At 54.4% G+C, this 21,366-nt stretch carries 23 protein-coding genes and 1 pseudogene; 17 read left to right on the top strand and 7 right to left on the bottom strand.

The window, feature by feature from the left end; genetic code table 11:
• Positions 1–119: 119 nt before the first annotated feature.
• The 6 genes and pseudogenes from typA (at position 120) to fabY (ending at position 5,288) form a co-directional block, all read left to right on the top strand.
• Positions 120–1,943, top strand: a complete 1,824-nt coding sequence (gene typA / locus GRPL_RS21310; RefSeq protein WP_032690133.1) for a ribosome-dependent GTPase TypA — start codon at positions 120–122, stop codon at positions 1,941–1,943.
• A 160-nt stretch (positions 1,944–2,103) separates the two neighbouring features.
• Positions 2,104–2,298: pseudogene (locus GRPL_RS26525) on the top strand (transposase); the annotation flags it as partial.
• Between the two features lie 116 nt (positions 2,299–2,414).
• Positions 2,415–3,005: a glucose-1-phosphatase gene (yihX, locus tag GRPL_RS21315; protein WP_032696664.1), complete on the top strand. Its 591-nt coding sequence runs from the start codon at positions 2,415–2,417 to the stop codon at positions 3,003–3,005.
• Between the two features lie 2 nt (positions 3,006–3,007).
• The gene (locus tag GRPL_RS21320) at positions 3,008–3,862 is read left to right on the top strand and encodes a virulence factor BrkB family protein (RefSeq protein WP_032690129.1); all 855 of its coding nucleotides are present in this window, start codon (positions 3,008–3,010) and stop codon (positions 3,860–3,862) included.
• 2 nt (positions 3,863–3,864) lie between these two features.
• A complete protein-coding gene (dtd, locus tag GRPL_RS21325) occupies positions 3,865–4,302 on the top strand; it encodes a D-aminoacyl-tRNA deacylase (protein ID WP_004869291.1) in 438 nt (145 codons plus the stop codon).
• A gap of 44 nt (positions 4,303–4,346) precedes the next feature.
• The gene (gene fabY / locus GRPL_RS21330; RefSeq protein WP_032690128.1) at positions 4,347–5,288 is read left to right on the top strand and encodes a fatty acid biosynthesis protein FabY; all 942 of its coding nucleotides are present in this window, start codon (positions 4,347–4,349) and stop codon (positions 5,286–5,288) included.
• Between the two features lie 15 nt (positions 5,289–5,303).
• On the opposite strand, the gene GRPL_RS21335 is transcribed toward fabY, so the two are convergent.
• The 5 genes from GRPL_RS21335 to fdnG form a co-directional block, all read right to left on the bottom strand.
• Positions 5,304–6,227 (bottom strand): alpha/beta hydrolase, encoded by a 924-nt coding sequence (locus tag GRPL_RS21335; protein ID WP_032698463.1) that lies wholly within the window; start codon positions 6,225–6,227, stop codon positions 5,304–5,306.
• 197 nt (positions 6,228–6,424) lie between these two features.
• Positions 6,425–7,354 (bottom strand): formate dehydrogenase accessory protein FdhE, encoded by a 930-nt coding sequence (gene fdhE / locus GRPL_RS21340; RefSeq protein WP_032690126.1) that lies wholly within the window; start codon positions 7,352–7,354, stop codon positions 6,425–6,427.
• The gene (fdoI, locus tag GRPL_RS21345; RefSeq protein WP_032690125.1) at positions 7,351–7,986 is read right to left on the bottom strand and encodes a formate dehydrogenase cytochrome b556 subunit; all 636 of its coding nucleotides are present in this window, start codon (positions 7,984–7,986) and stop codon (positions 7,351–7,353) included. Before fdoI ends, fdhE begins: the two co-directional genes overlap by 4 nt.
• Positions 7,983–8,885, bottom strand: a complete 903-nt coding sequence (fdxH, locus tag GRPL_RS21350) for a formate dehydrogenase subunit beta (RefSeq protein WP_004869304.1) — start codon at positions 8,883–8,885, stop codon at positions 7,983–7,985. The genes fdoI and fdxH overlap by 4 nt, the downstream gene beginning before the upstream one ends.
• A 12-nt stretch (positions 8,886–8,897) precedes the next feature.
• Positions 8,898–11,948, bottom strand: coding sequence for a formate dehydrogenase-N subunit alpha (gene fdnG / locus GRPL_RS21355; RefSeq protein ID WP_094898567.1), 3,051 nt, complete (start codon positions 11,946–11,948; stop codon positions 8,898–8,900).
• 157 nt (positions 11,949–12,105) lie between these two features.
• Between fdnG and fdhD the strand changes: the two genes are divergently transcribed.
• The 9 genes from fdhD (at position 12,106) to GRPL_RS21405 (ending at position 18,512) form a co-directional block, all read left to right on the top strand.
• Positions 12,106–12,942 (top strand): formate dehydrogenase accessory sulfurtransferase FdhD, encoded by an 837-nt coding sequence (fdhD, locus tag GRPL_RS21365; RefSeq protein WP_032690122.1) that lies wholly within the window; start codon positions 12,106–12,108, stop codon positions 12,940–12,942.
• A 127-nt stretch (positions 12,943–13,069) separates the two neighbouring features.
• Positions 13,070–13,282 carry a YdgH/BhsA/McbA-like domain containing protein gene (locus GRPL_RS21370; protein ID WP_032690121.1) on the top strand — a complete coding sequence of 71 codons (213 nt, stop codon included), beginning with the start codon at positions 13,070–13,072 and terminating at the stop codon, positions 13,280–13,282.
• A gap of 401 nt (positions 13,283–13,683) precedes the next feature.
• A complete protein-coding gene (locus GRPL_RS21375) occupies positions 13,684–14,664 on the top strand; it encodes a 6-phosphofructokinase (protein WP_032698474.1) in 981 nt (326 codons plus the stop codon).
• An 11-nt stretch (positions 14,665–14,675) separates the two neighbouring features.
• Positions 14,676–14,990: a PTS sugar transporter subunit IIB gene (locus GRPL_RS21380; RefSeq protein ID WP_032690119.1), complete on the top strand. Its 315-nt coding sequence runs from the start codon at positions 14,676–14,678 to the stop codon at positions 14,988–14,990.
• Positions 14,983–16,350: a PTS sugar transporter subunit IIC gene (locus GRPL_RS21385; RefSeq protein WP_032690118.1), complete on the top strand. Its 1,368-nt coding sequence runs from the start codon at positions 14,983–14,985 to the stop codon at positions 16,348–16,350. The genes GRPL_RS21380 and GRPL_RS21385 overlap by 8 nt, the downstream gene beginning before the upstream one ends.
• Positions 16,337–17,179, top strand: a complete 843-nt coding sequence (locus tag GRPL_RS21390) for a class II fructose-bisphosphate aldolase (RefSeq protein ID WP_032696659.1) — start codon at positions 16,337–16,339, stop codon at positions 17,177–17,179. Before GRPL_RS21385 ends, GRPL_RS21390 begins: the two co-directional genes overlap by 14 nt.
• Positions 17,180–17,244: 65 nt before the next feature.
• Positions 17,245–17,514, top strand: a complete 270-nt coding sequence (locus GRPL_RS21395; protein ID WP_032698461.1) for a hypothetical protein — start codon at positions 17,245–17,247, stop codon at positions 17,512–17,514.
• A gap of 9 nt (positions 17,515–17,523) precedes the next feature.
• On the top strand, positions 17,524–17,961 hold the full coding sequence (locus GRPL_RS21400) for a PTS sugar transporter subunit IIA (protein ID WP_032690117.1): 438 nt from the start codon (positions 17,524–17,526) through the stop codon (positions 17,959–17,961).
• Positions 17,958–18,512, top strand: a complete 555-nt coding sequence (locus GRPL_RS21405) for a P-loop nucleotide/nucleoside kinase family protein (protein WP_032690116.1) — start codon at positions 17,958–17,960, stop codon at positions 18,510–18,512. Before GRPL_RS21400 ends, GRPL_RS21405 begins: the two co-directional genes overlap by 4 nt.
• A 41-nt stretch (positions 18,513–18,553) precedes the next feature.
• On the opposite strand, the gene GRPL_RS21410 is transcribed toward GRPL_RS21405, so the two are convergent.
• Positions 18,554–18,877 (bottom strand): AzlD domain-containing protein, encoded by a 324-nt coding sequence (locus GRPL_RS21410; RefSeq protein ID WP_032690115.1) that lies wholly within the window; start codon positions 18,875–18,877, stop codon positions 18,554–18,556.
• The gene (locus GRPL_RS21415; RefSeq protein ID WP_032690114.1) at positions 18,877–19,536 is read right to left on the bottom strand and encodes an AzlC family ABC transporter permease; all 660 of its coding nucleotides are present in this window, start codon (positions 19,534–19,536) and stop codon (positions 18,877–18,879) included. Before GRPL_RS21415 ends, GRPL_RS21410 begins: the two co-directional genes overlap by 1 nt.
• Positions 19,537–19,636: 100 nt before the next feature.
• Here GRPL_RS21415 and GRPL_RS21420 point away from each other — a divergent pair, with 100 nt between their 5' ends.
• On the top strand, positions 19,637–20,185 hold the full coding sequence (locus tag GRPL_RS21420) for a helix-turn-helix domain-containing protein (RefSeq protein ID WP_032690113.1): 549 nt from the start codon (positions 19,637–19,639) through the stop codon (positions 20,183–20,185).
• 101 nt (positions 20,186–20,286) lie between these two features.
• Positions 20,287–21,282, top strand: coding sequence for a substrate-binding domain-containing protein (locus GRPL_RS21425; protein ID WP_032690112.1), 996 nt, complete (start codon positions 20,287–20,289; stop codon positions 21,280–21,282).
• Positions 21,283–21,366 lie beyond the last annotated feature (84 nt).

Below are 21,366 nucleotides of genomic sequence, written 5' to 3'. Positions count from 1 at the left end.
GAAAGCGATCACAAAGAAACTCTGCAATACTTGTTTGTGGAGGATGTTTGTGATCCTGTTTTGTACTGCGATTAATCCGTGTACAATAACGCGCTATTTCTAATGCCTGAGGCAAAGTTGTGATCGAAAATTTGCGTAATATCGCCATCATCGCGCACGTTGACCATGGTAAAACTACCCTGGTTGATAAGCTGCTGCAGCAATCCGGTACGTTCGACGCGCGTGCCGAAACTCAAGAGCGAGTGATGGACTCCAACGATTTGGAGAAAGAGCGTGGGATTACCATCCTCGCGAAAAACACCGCCATTAAATGGAATGACTACCGTATCAACATCGTTGATACCCCTGGGCACGCCGACTTCGGTGGTGAAGTTGAGCGTGTAATGTCCATGGTTGATTCCGTTCTGCTGGTTGTTGACGCAATGGATGGCCCAATGCCGCAGACGCGCTTCGTAACCAAGAAGGCATTTGCTCATGGCCTGAAGCCCATTGTTGTCATCAACAAAGTTGACCGTCCTGGCGCGCGTCCTGACTGGGTTGTCGATCAGGTATTCGACCTGTTCGTTAACCTCGACGCTACCGACGAACAGCTGGACTTCCCGATCGTTTACGCTTCTGCGCTGAACGGTATTGCGGGCCTGGATCACGAAGATATGGCTGAAGATATGACTCCACTGTATCAGACTATCGTCGATCGTGTTCCGGCACCGAACGTTGACCTTGATGGTCCGCTGCAGATGCAAATCTCCCAGCTGGATTACAACAACTACGTTGGCGTCATTGGCATCGGCCGCATCAAACGCGGTAAAGTGAAGCCAAACCAGCAGGTCACTATCGTTGATAGCGAAGGCAAAACCCGTAACGGTAAAGTGGGTAAAGTTCTGACCCACCTGGGCCTGGAGCGTATCGACAGCGATATTGCTGAAGCGGGCGATATCATCGCGATCACCGGTCTGGGCGAACTGAACATCTCTGACACCATCTGCGATCCGCAGAATGTTGAAGCGCTGCCGGCGCTGTCAGTCGATGAGCCAACCGTATCCATGTTCTTCTGCGTTAACACCTCTCCGTTCTGTGGTAAAGAAGGTAAGTACGTTACCTCTCGTCAGATTCTTGACCGTCTGAACAAAGAGCTGGTGCATAACGTGGCGCTGCGCGTTGAAGAAACTCCGGATGCTGATGCATTCCGCGTTTCCGGTCGTGGTGAACTGCACCTGTCGGTTCTGATCGAAAATATGCGTCGTGAAGGTTTCGAAATGGCGGTTTCCCGTCCGAAAGTTATCTTCCGCGAAATCGACGGCCGTAAACAAGAGCCGTTCGAAAACGTAACGCTGGACGTTGAAGAGCAGCATCAGGGTTCTGTCATGCAGGCTCTGGGTGAGCGTAAAGGCGACCTGAAAAACATGAATCCAGATGGCAAAGGCCGCGTACGTCTCGACTACGTGATCCCAAGCCGTGGCCTGATCGGCTTCCGTTCTGAGTTCATGACCATGACTTCCGGTACTGGTCTGCTGTACTCCACCTTCAGCCACTACGATGACATTCGTGCGGGCGATGTGGGCCAGCGTCAGAACGGCGTACTGATCTCCAACGGTCAGGGTAAAGCGGTTGCGTTTGCCCTGTTCAGCCTGCAGGACCGCGGTAAGCTGTTCCTGGGTCACGGTGCTGAAGTTTACGAAGGCCAGATCATCGGTATTCACAGTCGTTCTAACGACCTGACTGTAAACTGCCTGACCGGTAAGAAACTGACCAACATGCGTGCTTCCGGTACTGACGAAGCAACGGTCCTGGTTCCGCCAGTGAAGATGACCCTGGAGCAGGCTCTGGAGTTCATCGATGACGACGAACTGGTAGAAGTGACCCCAACTTCCGTTCGTATCCGTAAACGTCATCTGACCGAGAACGACCGTAAACGCGCAATGCGCGGTGCGAAAGAAGATTAATTCCCGCTTCTGTCGATGCCAGAACCCCGCCTTGATGGCGGGGTTTTTTTTGTCTGTAGAAAATCACCGGTCAGGTGAACTGCATCCCAAAAGCTGGGCGGGGGCAGTTCACTAGTAGGGGGGGCCGTAAATCTTTCCGCTTTGGGCCCGTTATGAGTGTGCGGGATTTATGGGATATCTGAAGGGAAAAAGTCACCTGATACTGTATGAGCAGTTTGGTGATCTGAAGTGTAAATACAGAGTCAGGGCGTTCTGACACCGGGGTGACTACGCCGATACGGTGGGCAAGAACTCGGCGAAGATACAGGAATACATGAAGCACCAGATTGAAGAGGATGAAATGGGAAGACCGTGATCGATTCCTTATCCGGGCAGCATAAATCGTTCTGAACGCCGGTTTAAAAACCATACATAGTCAAACCCCGCCTTTCCCGCTACAGTTAATCTTTCATGGCGCGCAAGGAGACAAAAATGCTCTATATCTTTGATTTAGGTAATGTGATTGTCGACATCGACTTCAACCGGGTACTCGGGACATGGAGCGATTTGAGCCGTATCCCGCTCGCGACGCTCAAGCAGCATTTCACCATGGGCGAGGCGTTCCATCAGCACGAACGCGGTGAAATTAGCGATGAGGCCTTTGCGCAGGCGATGTGCCATGAAATGAATATGCCGCTGAGCTATGAGCAGTTTTCCCACGGCTGGCAGGCCGTTTTTGTCTCTCTGCGCCCTGACGTCATCGCGATTATGCAAAAACTGCGTGAGCAGGGGCACCGCGTGGTTGTCCTGTCGAATACCAATCGCCTGCATACCACTTTCTGGCCGGATGAATATCCGCAGGTGCGGGCCGCCGCCGATCGTATCTATCTTTCCCAGGAAATGGGGATGCGCAAACCCGAGGCGCGAATCTATCAAAGCGTCCTGCAGTCGGAAGGTTTCTCTGCGGAGGATACGGTCTTTTTTGACGATAACGCCGATAATATCGCGGGGGCTAACCAGTTGGGGATCACCAGTATTCTGGTGACCGGAAAGGAGACCATCCCCGCCTACTTTGCGAAATAACTATGCTCAAAACCGTTCATCAAAAAGCAAAGCACCGCGTCCGGCCCCTGATGGCCTGGATAAAACTGCTGTGGCGGCGCATTGATGAAGACCATATGACCACGCTGGCGGGGAATCTCGCCTACGTGTCGTTACTCTCCCTGGTGCCGCTGATTGCCGTGGTCTTTGCGCTGTTCTCGGCATTTCCGATGTTTTCCGAGGTCAGCGGGCAGATTCGCCATTTTATCTTCGCTAACTTCATCCCGGCGACGGGGGATGTCATCCAGGGATACATCGAACAGTTTGTCGCGAACTCCAGCCGGATGACGGCCGTCGGCGCCTTCGGGCTGATCGTGACGTCACTGCTGCTGATGTATTCTATTGATAGCGCGCTGAACACTATCTGGCGCAGCACGCGCACCCGGTCCAAAATTTACTCGTTTGCCGTTTACTGGATGATTCTGACGCTGGGGCCGCTGCTGGCGGGGGCGAGCCTGGCCATCAGCTCTTATCTGCTGTCTCTGCGCTGGGCAAGCGAACTGAACGGCGTGATTGATGATGTGCTGCGTCTCTTCCCGCTGATTTTATCGTGGACGGCGTTTTGGCTGCTTTACAGCATTGTACCGACGACCCAGGTACGCAATCGCGATGCGATTATCGGATCGCTGGTGGCGGCGCTGTTATTTGAGGCGGGTAAAAAAGCGTTTGCCTTATATATCACGGCGTTCCCGTCGTATCAGCTGATTTACGGCGTGATAGCCGTGGTGCCTATTTTGTTTGTCTGGGTGTACTGGACGTGGTGTATCGTCTTGCTTGGGGCAGAAATTACTGTCACTCTCGAGGAATACCGCAAACTTAAAAAAGAAGAAACAGAATAACTATGATTGCATTAATTCAGCGCGTATCCCGTGCAAGCGTAACCGTGGAGGGCGAGGTGACGGGTGAAATCGGCCCGGGGCTTCTGGTGTTGTTGGGCGTCGAGAAAGACGATGATGAGCAAAAAGCGAATCGCCTGTGCGAGCGCGTGCTTGGCTATCGTATCTTCAGCGACGCCGAAGGAAAAATGAATCTGAATGTGCAGCAGTCCGGCGGCAGCGTGCTGGTGGTCTCACAGTTCACGTTGGCAGCGGATACCGAACGGGGTATGCGCCCGGGTTTTTCCAAAGGGGCTGCCCCTGACAGAGCAGAAGCGCTGTATGACTATTTTGTCGCGCGCTGTCGCCAGCAGGAGATGAACACACAAACCGGGAGATTCGCTGCGGATATGCAGGTATCACTGGTGAATGATGGTCCTGTGACCTTTTGGTTGCAGGTATGAGCCAGCTTCCGGGCCGGCTGCGGGTAACAAAAGAGAGTACAGCTATGTATCACCTTCGTGTACCGCAAACAGAAGACGAACTCGAGAGCTACTATCAGTTCCGCTGGGAGATGTTGCGTAAGCCGCTTCATCAGCCCAAAGGATCGGAGCGTGACGCCTGGGATGCGATGGCGCATCACCAGATGGTAGTGGATGAAGAAGGCAACCTGGTTGCCGTCGGGCGGCTATATATCAATGCGGAGAACGAAGCCTCCATTCGTTTTATGGCCGTACACCCGTCGGTGCAGGATAAAGGCTTGGGTACGCTGATGGCGATGACGCTGGAGTCCGTCGCCCGTCAGGAGGGCGTTAAGCGCGTGACCTGTAGCGCTCGCGAAGACGCGGTGGATTTTTTTGCCAAGCTCGGTTTTGTTAACCAGGGCGAGATTACCACGCCAACCACCACGCCTATCCGCCACTTCCTGATGATTAAACCGATCGCCTCGCTGGACGATATTCTGCATCGCGGCGACTGGTGCGGGCAGCTGCAGCAGGCCTGGTATCAGCACATTCCGCTCAGCGAAAAAATGGGTGTGCGCATTCAGCAGTACACCGGCAAAAATTTCATCACCACCATGCCCGAAGCCGGTAACCAGAATCCGCACCATACGCTGTTTGCCGGAAGTCTGTTTTCCCTGGCGACGCTGACCGGCTGGGGGCTGATCTGGCTGATGCTGCGCGAACGGCATTTGGGCGGTACGATTATTCTCGCCGATGCCCATATCCGTTACAGCCAGCCGATTAGCGGCCGCCCGAGCGCAGTGGCCGATCTGGGTTCGCTCAGCGGCGATCTCGACCGTCTGGCGCGTGGACGTAAAGCCCGCGTGCAGCTGCAGGTTGAGTTGTTTGGCGGCGAGAGTCTGGGCGCCATTTTTGAAGGCATTTACATCGTTCTGCCCGCGAAGCCGTTTGGTTCGTATGAAGAGGGCGGGAACGAAGAAGAGTAATTCCCGCCGCAGCGATTATAGCGACCGACCTGGCGAACGGATTCGCCAGGCGATATCTCCCATGGCATGGCGCGCCGCCAGACTGATGCCACCCAGCTGAAAGAAACCGTGAATCACGCCAGCATAGCGCTGGCAGGTACAGGCCACATTTTGCTCAACCATCCGTTGGTACAGCGCTTCGCCTTCATCGCGCAGCGGGTCATATTCGGCGGTGAGGATATGCACGGGCGGCAGACCGCTGAAGTCGTCACGCCAGAGCGGGCTTGCCTCCGGGTGTGCAGATTCCGTGGCGGGCAGGTACATTTCGTAGCCGCTCAGCAGCGTATCCCGGGTGATGATGTAATCCTCTCCGTTGCTGATGTAGCTTGCCGAAGCCGCGGTAGCGTCCAGCATGGGATAAATCAGAATCAGCTGCGCGGGCAGCCAGGTCCCCGCAGCTTTCAGCCGTAGCGCGGTGACGAGAGCCAGATTCCCCCCCGCGCTATCGCCCGCAAGGGTGATTCGCGAGGTATCCACCCCAAGCGGCTCTGCGTGGCGCCGGATAATCTGCGCTCCCCGTTCCGCGTCATTGTGCGCGGCAGGAAACGTCTGCTCGGGCGCCAGCCGGTATTGCACGGCAATCACCCGGCAGCCGCTTTCATACGCCAGCTGGCGCAATTGTTTATCGTGGGTGGCGAAGCCGCCGCTGACAAAACAGCCGCCGTGATAGTAGATAACGGTAGGTAGAGGACCGGCAGCATTCTGCGGTGATACCACGCGAAAATTGATTCCTTCCAGCGTGATGTCGTCCACCTGCACACGCGTTTCGCTTTCTCCGGCCAGCACCGTACTGGCTACATAACCCGCCCTCCGGTCATCAATATTCTGCTGTCGTGAAGAGGGGCGCCCTGCGGCGATAAACTCCTCAACCAGCCGGGCGATACCTTGTTCCAGTGCCATCATTATATTCTTTCAATCTGTATGGATATACAGTGTTATAGCCTGGATTGCAGCCGATAGAAAAGGGTTTTTTTGTGAGAAATGAGCGCCGGGGCCGGGAGAGGGGCGTACTAAAGCGAAGGCGTTCCTCGGCTGAGGTGCTTGCGCATCGGGGTGGAGTGCCGGGTAACCTGGATTACCCGGCACTATGAGGGGATTTACTCCCCTTCACCCGGGAACATAAACGGGTTAATCGAACTTCTGGCGAAGCCTTCCTGCTCCATGCGGGCATCCAGCACCAGCGAGGCGAGATCGTCGGCCACGGCTTCCACTTTCGGATCTTTTTCCTGATATAGAATCTTCAGGTACGTTCCGCAGTCACCGCAGCTTTCGGCTTTCACCGCCGCATCTTCATTTTCCAGCGACCAATAGTTGAGATCGCGGGTCTGTTCGCAGTTGCTGCATTTGATGCGCACCACGTGCCATTCAGTTTCACACAGGTTGCAGTGCAGGTAGCGCAGCCCCTGAGTGGTCCCAATCTGCACCATGCTGGAAACAGGCATTGAACCGCATACCGGGCAGAACTGGCGTGCTTCACCGTATTCGGCGCGGGCTTTACCTGGGATCAGGCTGGCCATTTGCGCCCAGTAGAGCGACAGGGCGGCCCAGATAAACGGCGCTTTATCACTGCTCACCAGCGAGAAGTCGGAAGCGAACAGCGCGCTTGCCATCTCTTCCAGCTCCAGATCGGAGGATTTTTCCAGATTCTCGATAACCGCCAGCGCGGTACCGCTCATCTCCGGCTTCAGCTCGGCAATGAGCGAATGCAGCAGCTTGTGCCAGTGCTTATCGCGCGGCAGGAGGTGAATATCCAGCGGCGGTTTGCCCTGCGCGTTGGCTTCTTTGATGCGCGCGGTCAGGTCCATTTGCAGCGGGTGGTCGTAGAGCACCACTTCCTGCGCGTGGGCGACCAGCGCGGCAAAACGCAGAAAATCGCCCAGCGGGTTGTTCTCTGCCAGCTCGCGCAGACGCTCTGCGCGGCGGTTGTAGAGGTTCTTGAGTCTGGGGAATAACAACGGCGGAATATAATCCGCCGTGCGTTTCTCGCTCGAACCCAGCTCATCTTGCGGGATTATGCGAATACTCATTCAGTCTTATTTTCCTGTTTCTGGCGAACTTCTCGGTACCAGCGGGGGTGATGTTTCTTCGCCCATGTTTTGGTAACCCAGCCTTCCACCATCGCGGTAATGGTGCCTTTCACCCACAGGGCGGCGTAAATATGCACCATGATAACCACAATTAGGGCAACGGCGGCAAATGAATGCAGCATGAGCGCTAACCGGATTACCGGGATTGAGAACGCAGGCGCAAAATACGGACGCCAGATGATCACACCGCTGACCAGCAGCAGAACCAGCAAAATAATCGCCGCCCAGAATACGCATTTCTGGCCGAAGTTATAGCGCCCGGTGTCACCCACTTCCTCGTTGACGACGATCTTACGAATATTCTTCGCCCAAAAGATATCATCCCGATTGATTAGGTTATGGTGCCAGTAGCGGAAAAACATGATGATGAATGAGGCAAACATAATGACCCCAACAAACGGGTGCAGAATGCGCGCCAGCTGCGGAGTGCCCATGATTTGCATCAGCCAGTTGAAGGACGGGAAAAAGAATCCCAGTCCGCTTATCGCCGCCAGCATGAAGCAGAAGGCGGTGACCCAGTGGTTGATGCGTTCCGGCGCCGTGTAGCGCACGATGGTGTCACGTCTTTTCATTTGCGCACCTCGTCATTCTCTTCATGCAGGTTGTCCTCTTCCTCTTCCGCACGGTTCGGACCGACCCCGACATAGTGGAAGACGCTGGCTGCAAAGGTCGCGGCAAACCCTACCGCCGCGAGCGGTTTCCAGATACCTTTCCAGAACTTCACGGTGGCGCTGATTTCCGGATTTTCCGGCAGGCCGTGATACAGATTCGGCTTGTCGGCGTGGTGCAGTACGTACATCACGTGCGTTCCGCCTACGCCAGCCGGATCGTACAGGCCCGCATTGTCATATCCACGAGTTTTCAGCTCGGCGACGCGTTCGCCGGCCAGCACCTTCATGTCCTCTTTGGAGCCAAAGTGAATCGCCCCGGTCGGACAGGTTTTCACGCATGCCGGCTCCTGGCCCACGGTGACACGGTCTACGCACAGCGTACATTTGTAGACGCGGTTGTCTTCCGGGTTGAGTCGGGGGACGTCAAACGGACAGCCGGCGATGCAGTAGCCGCAGCCAATACACTGTTCGGACTGGAAGTCGACGATGCCGTTGGCATACTGAATGATTGCCCCTTCCGACGGACAGGCCTTCAGGCAGCCCGGATCGGCGCAGTGCATACAGCCATCCTTACGGATCAGCCACTCCAGTTTGTCGTTCTGTTCCACTTCCGAGAAGCGCATTACCGTCCAGGATTTGGCGGTCAGATCCGCGGGGTTATCGTACACCCCGACGTTGCTGCCGACTTCATCACGGATGTCATTCCATTCTGAACAGGCGACCTGACAGGCTTTACAGCCAATACAGGTGGTGACGTCGATTAGCTTCGCGACTTCCTGCTGGTGGTCCCGCGCCTGAGGCGCGGGAGTGAAACCGTTAGTCGCGGAACGACGAATGATGTCTTGCGATTGATAAGCCATAAGTCGTCTCCGTTACACCTTTTCCACGTTCACGAGGAAGGCTTTAAACTCCGGCGTTTGCGTGTTCGCATCGCCGACGAACGGCGTCAGCGTGTTGGCGATAAAGCCTTTCTTCGCCACCCCTTCATAACCCCAGTGGATAGGAATACCGATCGTATCGATATCCTTACCGTCCACTTTCAGCGTGCGAATACGCTTGGTCACCACCGCCTTGGCTTTGATATAGCCGCGGTTGGAGGAGACGCGAACGGTATCGCCATGCGCGATGCCGAGCTTATTCGCCAGCTTCTCGCCGATTTCCACGAACTGTTCCGGCTGGGCGATGGCGTTGAGCAGCGCATGCTTGGTCCAGTAGTGGAAATGCTCGGTGAGACGGTAGGTGGTACCGACGTACGGGAACTTATCCGCTTTACCCATCTGTTCCAGGTCACCGCTAAAGACGCGGGCGGCCGGGTTAGAGACGACATTCGGGTGTAGCGGGTTGGTGCCCAGCGGCGTTTCAAACGGCTCATAGTGTTCCGGGAACGGACCTTCCGCCATCTTATCGAGAGCAAACAGGCGACCCATACCTTCGGGCTGCATGATAAACGGTCCGACATCGCTGCCCGGTGCGGCGGCGCTGTAGTCCGGAATATCCATACCGGCCCATTTGGCGCCGTCCCATTTCAGAATCTGACGCTTCGGATCCCACGGTTTACCCTGCGGATCCGCCGAGGCGCGGTTATACAGGATGCGGCGGTTGAGCGGCCACGCCCAGGCCCAGCCCAGCGTATTACCCAGCCCTGACGGATCGGCGTTATCACGGCGGGCCATCTGGTTGCCTTCCGGCGTCCAGCTCCCGGCGAAGATCCAGCAGCCGCTGGAGGTGGTGCCGTCATCGCGCAGCTGCGCAAAGGAGCTGAGCTGCTGGCCTTTCTTCACCACTACCGCGCCGGTGACCGGGTCGGTCAGATCCGCCAGCGCCTTACCGTTGCTCTCCATCGCCACTTCTTCCGAAGCCGGTTCGTGCGGCGTGGAGTAGTCCCACGTCATATTCAGCACCGGTTCTGGCGTCGGGCCGCCTTCTTCGGCGTACATTTTCCGCAGGCGTAAGAAGATACCGGCCAGAATTTCACCGTCGGTGGTCGCAATCCCCGGGGCGTCCGCGCCTTTCCAGTGCCACTGCAGCCAACGCCCGGAGTTGACGATAGACCCGTTCTCTTCGGCGAAGCAGGTGGAGGGCAGACGGAACACTTCGGTCTGGATTTTCGCCGGATCGACATCGTTCGACTCACCGTGGTTTTGCCAGAAGGTGGACGTTTCGGTATTGAGCGGATCGATGGTCACCAGGAACTTCAGTTTCGACAGCGATTCGACCACCTTGTTTTTATTTGGGAATGAGGCCACCGGGTTAAAGCCCTGGCACAGATAGCCGTTCACTTTGCCCTGGTGCATCATCTCGAAGTATTGCAGGACGTCGTAGCCCTTATCCCACTTCGGCAGCCAGTCGAAGCCCCAGCTGTTTTCCGCCGTCGCTTTATCGCCAAAGAAGGCCTTCATCATTGAGACGAAGAATTTCGGGTAGTTGCCCCAGTAGTTCACCTGATCTTTCAACAGTGGCTTCGGCGTGTTGGCGGTCAGGTAGGTTTGCAGGTCGGTCTGTTTCTCACTCGGAAGCGTCATATAACCCGGTAGGCTCTGCGACAGCAGCCCCAGATCGGTCAGCCCCTGGATGTTGGAGTGACCGCGCAGGGCGTTCACGCCGCCACCGGCCATCCCCATGTTGCCGAGCAGCAGCTGGATCATCGCCATGGTACGGATGTTCTGCGCACCGATAGAGTGCTGCGTCCAGCCGAGCGCGTAGAGGAATGACGCGGTTTTATCCGGTGCGCTGGTTTCGGCGATGTACTCGCAGACTTTCAGGAAGTCGGCCTTCGGCGTACCGCAGATGTTTTCCACGACATCCGGGGTATAGCGGGAAACGTGTTGTTTCAGCAGGTTCCATACGCAGCGCGGATGTTGCAGGGAGGTATCGCGTTTGGCGAAGCCGTTTTCGTCCAGCTCATAGTTCCAGCTGGTCTTATCGTAGCTGCGTTTTTCCGCGTTATAGCCGCTGAACAACCCGTCGTCGAAGCTGTAATCCTCACGCACAATCAGGCTGGCGTTGGTATAGGCTTCGGTGTACTCGCGGTTGAATTTTTCGTTATTCAGCAGGTACAGGATGACGCCTGACAGGAAGGTAATGTCAGTCCCGGAACGAATCGGGGTATAGAAGTCGGCTACCGACGCGGTACGCGTAAAGCGTGGGTCGATAACAATCAGCTTCGCGCCGTTGTGAATTTTGGCTTCCATCGCCCAGCGGAACCCTACCGGGTGCGCTTCAGCGGCATTACCGCCCATCACCACGATCAGGTTGGCGTTTTTGATGTCAACCCAGTGGTTGGTCATCGCACCGCGACCAAATGTTGGAGCAAGACTTGCTACCGTTGGTCCGTGTCAGACGCGCGCCTGGTTGTCGACCGCGAGCATACCGAGCGCGCGGGTGAATTTCTGCGTTAAATAGCCGGTTTCGTTACTGGAGGCTGAAGCGCACAGCATCCCGGTGGTCAACCAACGGTTGACGGTAGTGCCGGCGTCGTTTTTGGCGATAAAGTTGGCATCGCGGTCTTCTTTCATCAGCTTCGCGATGCGATCGAACGCTTCATCCCAGCTGATTTGCTGCCACTTGTCGGAGCCTGGCGCACGATATTCCGGGAATTTCAGACGACTTTCGGAATGGATAAAGTCGACCAGACCCGCCCCTTTCGGGCAGAGCGCACCACGGTTGACCGGATGGTCAGGGTCACCTTCGATATGAAAGATGGATGCTTTGGCGTTTTTCGCACCGTCGCCGAGGCTATACATTAACAGCCCACAACCGACAGAACAGTACGTACAGGTGTTACGGGTTTCACGGGTACGCAGCAGCTTATATTGCCGGGTTTCCGCGAGCGCGGCGCCTGGGGCAAAACCCAGCGCTGCAGCCGTTGTGCCTGCCATACCGCCAGCGCAGATCTTAAAGAACTGCCTTCTGCTGACCTGCATGGTTCACTCCTTGTATCGACATTGTCACATGTAGTTATTTACTTTGCGGTAAGCGCCGCAAAGGTTCAGAATTGGGGGGTGATCACCCTTTCACTTGAAGGGGTATGCAAAGAATACCACATTGTGTGTATGCCTGTTCCAATACGGTTAAGACAAAGTGAATAAGAACCCTCCCGAACAAATTGAAAATGTGACAAGCATCACAGGATGTCGTCAGGTCGCGCTCTGGAAGCGCGATGATTTGCAACATCCGCAGTCTGACGAATTAGCCGAAGAGGTTCCTGTGGCGCTGGTCTATAACGGTATCTCACACGTTGTCATGATGGCCTCTCCCAAGGATCTGCAACGATTTGCCGTCGGTTTCTCATTATCCGAAGGGATTATTGAAAACCGGCGCGAGATCTACGGGATGGAGGTGGTGCAGGCCTGCAACGGTCTGGAAGTGCAGATTGAACTTTCCAGCCGTCGTTTTATGGGGCTGAAAGAGCGCCGTCGCGCGCTGGCCGGGCGTACCGGCTGCGGCGTTTGCGGCGTTGAGCAGCTCAACGATATCGGCAAGCCGGTGCAACCTTTACCTTTCACGCAAACCTTTAGCCTGGGGAATCTCGATCGCGCGCTGGAACAGCTTCGTGATGTTCAGCCGATTGGCCATATCACCGGCTGCACCCATGCGGCAGCGTGGCTGCGTCCGTCTGGTGAGCTGGCGGGCGGACACGAGGATGTCGGGCGTCACGTCGCGCTGGACAAACTGCTGGGGCGGCGCGTAGAAGAGGGCGATGACTGGCAATGCGGGGCGGCGTTAGTCTCCAGCCGCGCCAGCTACGAGATGGTGCAGAAGGCGGCAATGTGCGGGGTGGAAATTCTGTTTGCGGTTTCCGCCGCCACTGCGCTGGCGGTGGAGGTCGCGGAACGTTGCAACCTGACGCTGGTGGGCTTTTGCCGCCCGGGCAGGGCGACGGTTTACACCCATCCGCAGCGGCTGATCGCAGGTTAAAAATAAGTCAATTTTTTTGAATGATGAGAGCAAATCCTTCCGCTTTTAGTTGTGGGTTGTGAGGTCTACTATTTATCACATCAAGGAAAAACGCCTTACCCAAACAACTTAATGAAGGATTTACATCATGAAAAGCATCAAAACTTTTGCTGCAGTTATCGCTCTTACCGCTTCCTTCGGTTCTTTCGCTGCACAGTCAGTGAGCGCAACCTCCTCTACAATGGACGGCGCGGAAGCGAAAATCGCCGCTCAGGCTCAGGCCGCCGGTGCTTCTTCTTACACCATCACCGAAGCCTTCACCGGTAACCGCGTGCATATGACGGCAGAACTGAACAAATAAAACCGGCACCACCGTCGAAAGAGCGCCTGCGGGCGCTTTTTTTGTTTTTGTGCTTTCATCATCGTGAAATCCCTCCACCCAACGCCTCCACTTCTCCTCAAAAAAATGTGGTGTTTATCACGTTTCTCTTCTTTGCTTTTGGCAACGAGGTTAAGCCTCTGGCAAGCAAAATGACGCGCTCTCCTCTCAATATTTAACCTAATGAATAATAAAGTTATTTAAAAATAACTGTTAAGACGATCTCATCTTTTAAGTGAGATGTTCATCACAAAAAACACTCCATATTTATATCTGTCAATCGTTACAACGGATAAATTAATCATAATTATGTGATCTTGATTGCAAATCCAGGTCTTGAACTTAGGGATAAATGTGGGCAAGCAAATATGACGGTGGTGACCATGAAAATCGGTATTGTTATTAGCGGCGGCGATGTATCTGGAATTAATAATTTCATTTTTCAGGTTGCGAAACTCGCGAGCGCGGAGATCACCATTTTTAATGGTGGAATACCTGGGCTGCTCGATAAAAATCACCAGGACATCGCCTGGCGGGATCTTGTCGATTTCTCTATTTGTTCACTGCCTGTTATTACGTCCGGCCGAACCACTCGCAAATTGCTGAGAAATGAGTATGAAACTATAGCCAGGAAAATTAAGTCACTGCGCCTTGATGTACTTATTATGGCCGGTGGTGATGGTAGCCTACAGTTCCTTAATACGCTTAGCGAATTTGATATTAACTGTTTCGGTGTCGGGATGACTATCGATAACGATGTATACGGTAGTGATTATACTATCGGATTTTCTACAGCCTGCGAACAAATTATCAAGGAGGTTTCTCGTTTAAGAAATACCGGCAGGGCATTACCTGGGCGGGTGTTTATGGTTGAAATATTAGGAGGGTATTGTGGAGAGCTAACGCTGCAGTCAGCGATTAAAAGTAATGCCGATATTGCGCTGATCCCGGAAGCACAGATGCCATTAGAGGATCTGGCTGAGCGCGTCAGAGGCAAGCTTCGCGAGCAAAACAGCGTGGTGATACTTTGCTCTGAAGGTTACACCAGGGAGTATTCACCTGGGTTTCAAGGGGCTATCGATACGATGATCAAGCAGCTTGAGCCACGTATCGGTGTCCGCATCCGTAAAACCATCATCGGCTATGGACTGCGCAGCGGCGACCCGACCTGCGAAGAAATTTACCAGGGCACGATCATGGCGAATGAAGTTGTTCGCTGTATTCAGTCAGGAATGAAAAATAAAGCCATTATTATAAATTCAAGCAATAAACCTATTCCAATTGACTTAGTCAGTATGAAAAAACGTCTGGTAGATATCGAAGGACATCATTATAAACTTGCCAAACAACTCAATATTATTTGAGGAGACCCTACATGCTGAAAATTCTTTGCGTATGTGGCTGCGGCCTCGGTTCAAGCTTTGCCATCGAAATGACGGCGAAAGCAGTATTAAAGAAGCTGGAAATTCCTGCACATATTGAACATACCACCGTATCTGAAGCTGGAGCATTTAAATCTGACATTATTCTGACGCAAAAAACATTTGCCGACATATTAACTGCCGACGCTACTGAAGAGGAAATAAAACGAGTGGTGGTCCTCAACAAGCTGACGGATAAAGATGAAATTGAGCGAAAAATCGTCTCATTCCTGAAGGAGCGTAATCTGAAGGTGGCCGATCATGAATAGCTTTATCGAGTTTATTGTAAAAGATTTGCTCGGCCAGGCTTCGATATTAATCGCGTTTATTGCCATGCTGGGTCTGATCTTACAGAAGAAGTCAGTGGGTAAAACAGTAGAGGGGACATTTAAAACGCTGCTCGGGTTCTTAATTATGATGGCCGGCATTAATATTATTGTCGCCACCCTGAGCTTCCTTAACGATATCTTCACCCACGGTTTCGGGATGAAAGGATACATCACCGATGTTGCCGCTATCGCCGGTCTGGCGAATCGGGAGCTGGGTTCTGAAGTGGCGCTGACGCTGATGGTGATCTTTGCCGTTAACATTATTATCGCCCGCCTGACGCCGCTGAAATATATCTTCCTCACCGGGCAGGCGCTGCTGTGGATGGCGACGATTGGCACGGTGATTGGCTACAAAGCCGGGCTGACCGGGCTGCCGCTGATCCTGACCGGCGGTATCTTTGGCGGCGTCATGGCGGTACTGATGCCGGCATTAGCGCAGCCGGTGGTCAGACGCATTACCGATTCTGACGATGTGGCTCTCGGCCATTTTTGCACCATCGGATATTTAGTCCAGGCAGCGGTGGCCAAAGTGGTGGGTAAAGGCTCCCGTTCCACTGAAGATCTTGAACTGCCTGATAACTTCAAGTTTCTGCAGGATACCTATCTCGCCATGGCGGTGGTGATGGTCCCCATGTACCTGATTCCGGCGCTGGCGGCCGGACCAGAGTATATCGCCCAGTTTTCCGGCGGCGTGAACTACATGATGTATGCCTTTATGCAGTCTGTTCAGTTTGTGGCAGGGGTCTTTGTCCTCTACAGCGGCGTGCGCTTATTACTGAATGAACTGGTCCCGGCTTTTCGCGGTATTGCCATGCGTATTGTTCCGGATGCGAAACCAGCGCTGGACTGCCCCGTACTGTTCCCTTATGCCCCGAACGCGGTCATCGTGGGATTCCTGGCGACTACCGTGGGTTCGATCATCGGCATGTTGGTCTTCCCGATGTTTGGTCTGGCGATGATCCTCCCGGGACTGTTAACCAACTTCTTTGCCGGCGGTACGGCGGGCGTCTTTGGTAATGCGCTGGGGGGGCGTCGCGGGGCAATGATTGGCGGCGTGGTTCACGGTCTGTTTATTACTTTCCTGCCTGCCATTCTGGTACCGATGCTTGAAAGCTACGGTTTTACCGGCGTCACATTCAGTGATTCAGATGTCATTAGTTCAGGGTTGGTATTAGGCCATGCCTTGCAGAATAACTGGTTATTTGTCGCCTTGTTTATTGTTTTTGTCGCCGCACTGGCATGGTTCGTAAACGGTACATCATCTAAGCCTAAAGGGGAAAATATTCATGAGTCTGTATAATTTCAACGATATTCTGAAAGTCGCCCAGCAACGAAATTACAAAGCTATTGGCTCATTTAATTTGCACTGTATTGAAATGCTACCGGCTTTTTTTAAAGCTGCACAAAAGAGCAATAGCCCTTTAATGATTCAAATCTCGACCGGTACGGCGGAATATCTTGGCTATCGTTTACTGGTGGATGCCGTTCGCTCACTGGCGGAAAGTGAAAATGTGCCAACCTGTCTGCATCTGGATCACTGTTCTGATATTAGCGCGATTGAAACGGCCATGAATGCCGGATTTTCATCGGTTATGTATGACGGTTCACACCTGGGGCTCGAAGAAAATATCGGCAATACGCGGATTGTGGTGGAAATGGCGCGGCCGCGGAATATCACCGTGGAAGGGGAGCTGGGCGCCATCGGGGGTTCAGAAGATGGTAAAGCCGTTGCCGCAGAGGATATCTGTTTTACCACCGTCGAAGACGCCACGCGCTTTGTAAATGAGACCCAGGTTGACATGCTGGCTGTATCCGTCGGTACGGTGCACGGCCTTTATACCGGAAAGGCGCAGATCCAGCATCAGCGCCTGAAGGAGATTAGCCGGGCTACGGGCGTTCCGCTGGTGCTGCACGGCGGTACCGGCGTCAGTGATGAGGATATGCGTAAAGCGGTGACTGAAGGGATTAATAAGGTCAATGTGGGCACAGAAATGAACGTGCAGTGGGTTGACCAATGTAAAACCACTTTTGAAAAAGGCAAGGTTAATGACAGCGTGCGTAAGTTTTTAATTCCCGCCAATAATGCGGTCACGCAGGTGCTGATGGAAAAAATGGAATTATTTAAATAGTCAAACCGCAATAATAGATTGTTATTACCAGGTTAGCCCTGCACCCGTCAGGGCGGGAGAAGATTATGTTTCAATCACTGAAAGCGTTGTGGAAAAAAGAGAATCATCCGCCGCAGGATTATGATCGGCTGTCCCGTGAGCTGGCTGAGGAAATAAAGACGCTGGAAAATGAACTGCAGGGCGAGCCTGGCAATGGTGAAATCCAGAAGGCATTGATGCTGAAGTATAACAGGGCGCTAGCGGTGTATGCTAAAAGCAAAATACATCGTCAGGATATCGACGCACTATTTATTCGTATTGATGAGTTACGCAATATTATTCGCCGTAATATCTAGGGAGGCGTAATGACCATAAAAGATTTGCTGATTGAGGCCGATGCGATTCAGGTCGGCGTGATGGAGTCTGACTGGCGCAAGGTGATTGAGCTTGCCGCCAGTCCCCTGGTGGCGAACGGGTATATCTCTGAGAGTTATAGTAAAGCGGTTATTGATAATACTCTCAATCATGGAGCTTATTACGTATTCGAAGAGGGGATTGCCATTCCCCATGCCAGACCGGAGTGCGGGGTGAAGCGAAACTGCTTCAGTCTGGTGGTATTAGATAAACCGATTCAATTTGCCGGAAGCGACAGGGCGGATATCGTCATTATGTTCGGCGCTCAGGATAGTAATGCGCATATTGAAGAGGGAATTCGGGCGATTGTTGCGCTGCTGGACAATAACGAAACCATGGCCAGGCTTCGCGCCGCCAGTACCAGAGAAGAGGTGATTGCGTTGTTATGAACAGACATCTCACTGCAGGCTGTAAAACCGTGATCTTAATTAACGGCATCCCCGCTTCGGGAAAGAGCACGATAACCCAGGCGCTATCGCAAACCTTTGGCCTGCCGCTCCTGACCATCGATGAGATTAAAGAGCCGTTTATGGCGTGCTTTACCGACATCGATCGGCCTTTTAACCGTCAGTTGGGATGCGCGGCCTACGAGGTTATCTGGTCGATCATCGGGAATTCGCCAGCCAACGTTATCTGGTTAATCGACGCCTGGTTCGGTTTCCAGCCCCGGGAAACTCTGCAGCGGTTGCTGCATCAGGCGGGGGTTGAGAAAGTGGTTGAGATCTGGAATCAAATCTCCCCTGAGCTTGCCGTGTCACGCTATGCCACGCGCCTGCAGGAGCGCCGCGCGGGACACCCCGGAGAAGAATATCTGCCGGAACTTGCCCTGCTGGCTGAACGGGCTGAGCCGATGCGATTTGGCCCGGTCTTCACGGTGGATCAACAGCAACCGCTGGATATTGTCAGGCTATCGGCGTGGATTAAGCAGACGCTAGGTTGACGGAGCGTCTGATTGCCGGATAGCGCTTACGCCTGTCCGGCCTACGAAAGTCCGGCCAGACGCAGCAGCGCCGTGACCACCGCCGCCGAAATAATCACCACGATCAGCGGCATCTTGCGCCAGGCAAGAAAAACGGCGAAACCGACGCCCAGCACTCGTGCCATGCCAGCAAAATGTTCACCTTCATAAAAGGTGGTCGCCAGGGCCACAGAAAACAGCAACACCGTTGCCGCATCGGAAAGCAGCGCCTGAGATCGTTCAGAAAGCGCTAAACGACTGCCGAGCTTCGCCCCGCCCAGGCGCATCAAATAGGTTCCTGCCGATAAAATCGCCATGCCGACGATGAACAGCGTGATATCAGCCATTATTTTTTCCTCGTCATCAAACCAAACAGAGAGAGCAGCACCGGCAAACCCACCGGAGCGAAGGGAACGGTAGCAAGGGATAGCGCCGCGCCGCTGCAGGCGCGAATTAAGGTGGTGCGATTCTTAAACGCCGGAATGACCAGCGCCAGCAAAATAGCCGGGAATACCGCATCCAGACCAATGGTTTCCGGGTCGGGTAACAGCTTGCCGACCATGGCGCCGAGCAGTGCCCCTGCGGGCCAGATCATCGCCACGCCGAGGCCACACAGCCAGTAGGCGGCTTTACGCTGTTCCGGCGTTTTTTGCGAGAGCCCGAACACCACGCTCTCATCATTCATAATATGGCAACCCAGCAGGCTGACGCCGCGTTTGCCGACCAGGTCGCGCACCGTGACGCCGAACGGAATATGACGGGCGTTGACCAGCAGGCCTGCCGCCGCAGCGGCTAGCGGGTTCCCGCCGCTGGCGATAATGCCGATAAACATAAATTCTGAGGCGCCTGCCAGTACCGAAAGGGAGAGCGCAAACGGAACCCAGACCGGGAAGCCATAGGCTATCGCCAGCGAACCGTAGGACATGCCGACGATGCCGACTGCCAGGCACACTAACGCTATCGCTTTGATAGTGTCTGCTTTGAGACAGGAGAGGTGCTGCTTCATACTATTTAGCCATATCGAACGAATTTCCATTATAATGAACGCATCAGTATCGATTTTCAAGACGAACGAATCGTTCGATATAAAAAACGTGGAGCCGTGTATGACACAGCCAATTAGCCTGATTGCCAAAAGTCTGGTACGTGAACGTGCACGTACCGGGCTGTCGCTGGCGGAAGTGGCGCGCCGGGCGGGTATTGCTAAATCAACGTTATCGCAGCTGGAATCGGGCAACGGTAATCCGAGCCTGGAGACCCTGTGGGCCCTCTGCGTCGCGCTGGATATCCCTTTTGCGCAGCTGCTGGAGCCGCAGGCGCAAAAGACACAGGTATTGCGTCGCGGAGAAGGAACCAAAGTGGTGGCCGAACAGGCCCATTACCAGGCTATTTTGCTGGCGAGTTGTCCGCCGGGTGCCCGCCGCGATATCTATTTATTACTGACGCAGCCAGGCGCTGACCGAATTTCTCACCCCCATCCACCGGGTTCGGTTGAGCATATTATTATTACTCAGGGGCGCGCGCGGGTCGGGTTGACCGAAGCACCGGAAGAGCTGGGTGAAGGAGATTACATCTGCTATCCGGCGGATCAGGAACATGTTTTCCAGGCGCTGGAACCGGATACTCAGGCGATACTGGTTGCTGAACAAAACTAACGGGATGGCGAGGACACAGGCGCCGTCGCTGTTGCTGTTGCTGGACGCCATCTCCGTATTGCGGGAAACTAGCCGCATTCTCCGCGAAGACAGGGATACATATGTCGCTGAAAGCCATTGCTAAAGAACTTGGGATCTCGGTCACCACCGTCAGCCGGGCATTAAACGGCTATGATGACGTGTCGCAGGAGACGCGAGCCCGCGTCGAGGCAGAAGCGAAACGCCGCGGCTATCGGCCCAATACCTTTGCCAGGCGTCTTAAAATGGGCAAAATCGATGCCGTGGGCCTGGTGTTCCCCGTACGTCCGGCTCCGCTGAATAACACGGTGTTTCTCGAGATGGTCGGAGAGATTAGCCATGAGCTGGCGCGTTATGAAATTGATTTGCTGCTGATCGCGGATGATGAGCAGGCGGATAAACATGGCTATATGCGCATGGTGCAAAGCCGGCGAGTCGATGCGCTGATCGTGGCGCACACGCTGGATGACGATCCGCGTCTGACGCAGTTGCTCTCCTCCGGGTTCCCGTTCCTCGCTCTTGGTCGCAGCCGCCTGCCGCAGCCCTACGCCTGGTTTGATTTCGATAATTATGCCGGGACGTATCGCGCGACCCGCCACTTAATCAGCCAGGGCCATCGGCGCATCGCCCTGCTGGGGGAAAATAACAGCCAGGCGTTTATCATTCAGCGGCGTAACGGCTACCTGGACGCCTTGCGTGAAGCGGGTCTGTCCGATAGCTGGCTGCGTAGCGTGTCGCCCACCCGACGCGGCGGATACCAGGCTACGCTGGAGCTATTGCGCCTGCCGGAGCCGCCGACGGCGATCGTCACTGACTGCAATACCCACGGCGACGGCGCGGCGATGGCGCTCTCGCAGCTGGGTCGCCTGACCGGCGATAGCCGCGTGTCATTAGTGGTTTATGACGGATTGCCGCAGGACAGCATTATCGATACTCCGGTCGCTGCGGTGGTTCAGTCCACCCGTCAGGGCGTCGGCCGGCAGATTGCAGAGATGGTCCGGCGGCTGATCGCCGGTGACGATCTCTCCTCTTTACAGGTGCTCTGGCAACCTGAATTCATCCCTGGCGAAACCGCCTGATCGTCTTTCTACAACGCTAATTTCTGCACTCGATCACGGATCCGAAACGTTTTGGTTGTTACCCGAAACGTTTCGGATCAACAG

The sequence above is a fragment of the Klebsiella planticola ATCC 33531 genome (genome assembly GCF_000735435.1).
GTDB classification, from domain to species: domain Bacteria; phylum Pseudomonadota; class Gammaproteobacteria; order Enterobacterales; family Enterobacteriaceae; genus Klebsiella; species Klebsiella planticola.
The sequence above is the reverse complement of the archived record's forward strand: the minus strand, read 5'-3'. Positions and strand labels throughout refer to the sequence as shown.

Coding starts and splice junctions, on each gene's coding strand:
- GRPL_RS21400 (WP_032690117.1), top strand. CDS start 17,524: ATGACCATAAAAGATTTGCTGATTGAGGCCGATGCGATTCAGGTCGGC.
- GRPL_RS21420 (WP_032690113.1), top strand. CDS start 19,637: ATGACACAGCCAATTAGCCTGATTGCCAAAAGTCTGGTACGTGAACGT.
- fabY (WP_032690128.1), top strand. CDS start 4,347: ATGTATCACCTTCGTGTACCGCAAACAGAAGACGAACTCGAGAGCTAC.
- GRPL_RS21320 (WP_032690129.1), top strand. CDS start 3,008: ATGCTCAAAACCGTTCATCAAAAAGCAAAGCACCGCGTCCGGCCCCTG.
- GRPL_RS21425 (WP_032690112.1), top strand. CDS start 20,287: ATGTCGCTGAAAGCCATTGCTAAAGAACTTGGGATCTCGGTCACCACC.
- dtd (WP_004869291.1), top strand. CDS start 3,865: ATGATTGCATTAATTCAGCGCGTATCCCGTGCAAGCGTAACCGTGGAG.
- GRPL_RS21380 (WP_032690119.1), top strand. CDS start 14,676: ATGCTGAAAATTCTTTGCGTATGTGGCTGCGGCCTCGGTTCAAGCTTT.
- fdoI (WP_032690125.1), bottom strand. CDS start 7,986: ATGAAAAGACGTGACACCATCGTGCGCTACACGGCGCCGGAACGCATC.
- GRPL_RS21370 (WP_032690121.1), top strand. CDS start 13,070: ATGAAAAGCATCAAAACTTTTGCTGCAGTTATCGCTCTTACCGCTTCC.
- GRPL_RS21375 (WP_032698474.1), top strand. CDS start 13,684: ATGAAAATCGGTATTGTTATTAGCGGCGGCGATGTATCTGGAATTAAT.
- GRPL_RS21335 (WP_032698463.1), bottom strand. CDS start 6,227: ATGGCACTGGAACAAGGTATCGCCCGGCTGGTTGAGGAGTTTATCGCC.
- GRPL_RS21405 (WP_032690116.1), top strand. CDS start 17,958: ATGAACAGACATCTCACTGCAGGCTGTAAAACCGTGATCTTAATTAAC.
- GRPL_RS21410 (WP_032690115.1), bottom strand. CDS start 18,877: ATGGCTGATATCACGCTGTTCATCGTCGGCATGGCGATTTTATCGGCA.
- GRPL_RS21390 (WP_032696659.1), top strand. CDS start 16,337: ATGAGTCTGTATAATTTCAACGATATTCTGAAAGTCGCCCAGCAACGA.
- fdxH (WP_004869304.1), bottom strand. CDS start 8,885: ATGGCTTATCAATCGCAAGACATCATTCGTCGTTCCGCGACTAACGGT.
- yihX (WP_032696664.1), top strand. CDS start 2,415: ATGCTCTATATCTTTGATTTAGGTAATGTGATTGTCGACATCGACTTC.
- GRPL_RS21415 (WP_032690114.1), bottom strand. CDS start 19,536: ATGAAGCAGCACCTCTCCTGTCTCAAAGCAGACACTATCAAAGCGATA.
- fdhE (WP_032690126.1), bottom strand. CDS start 7,354: ATGAGTATTCGCATAATCCCGCAAGATGAGCTGGGTTCGAGCGAGAAA.
- GRPL_RS21395 (WP_032698461.1), top strand. CDS start 17,245: ATGTTTCAATCACTGAAAGCGTTGTGGAAAAAAGAGAATCATCCGCCG.
- GRPL_RS21385 (WP_032690118.1), top strand. CDS start 14,983: ATGAATAGCTTTATCGAGTTTATTGTAAAAGATTTGCTCGGCCAGGCT.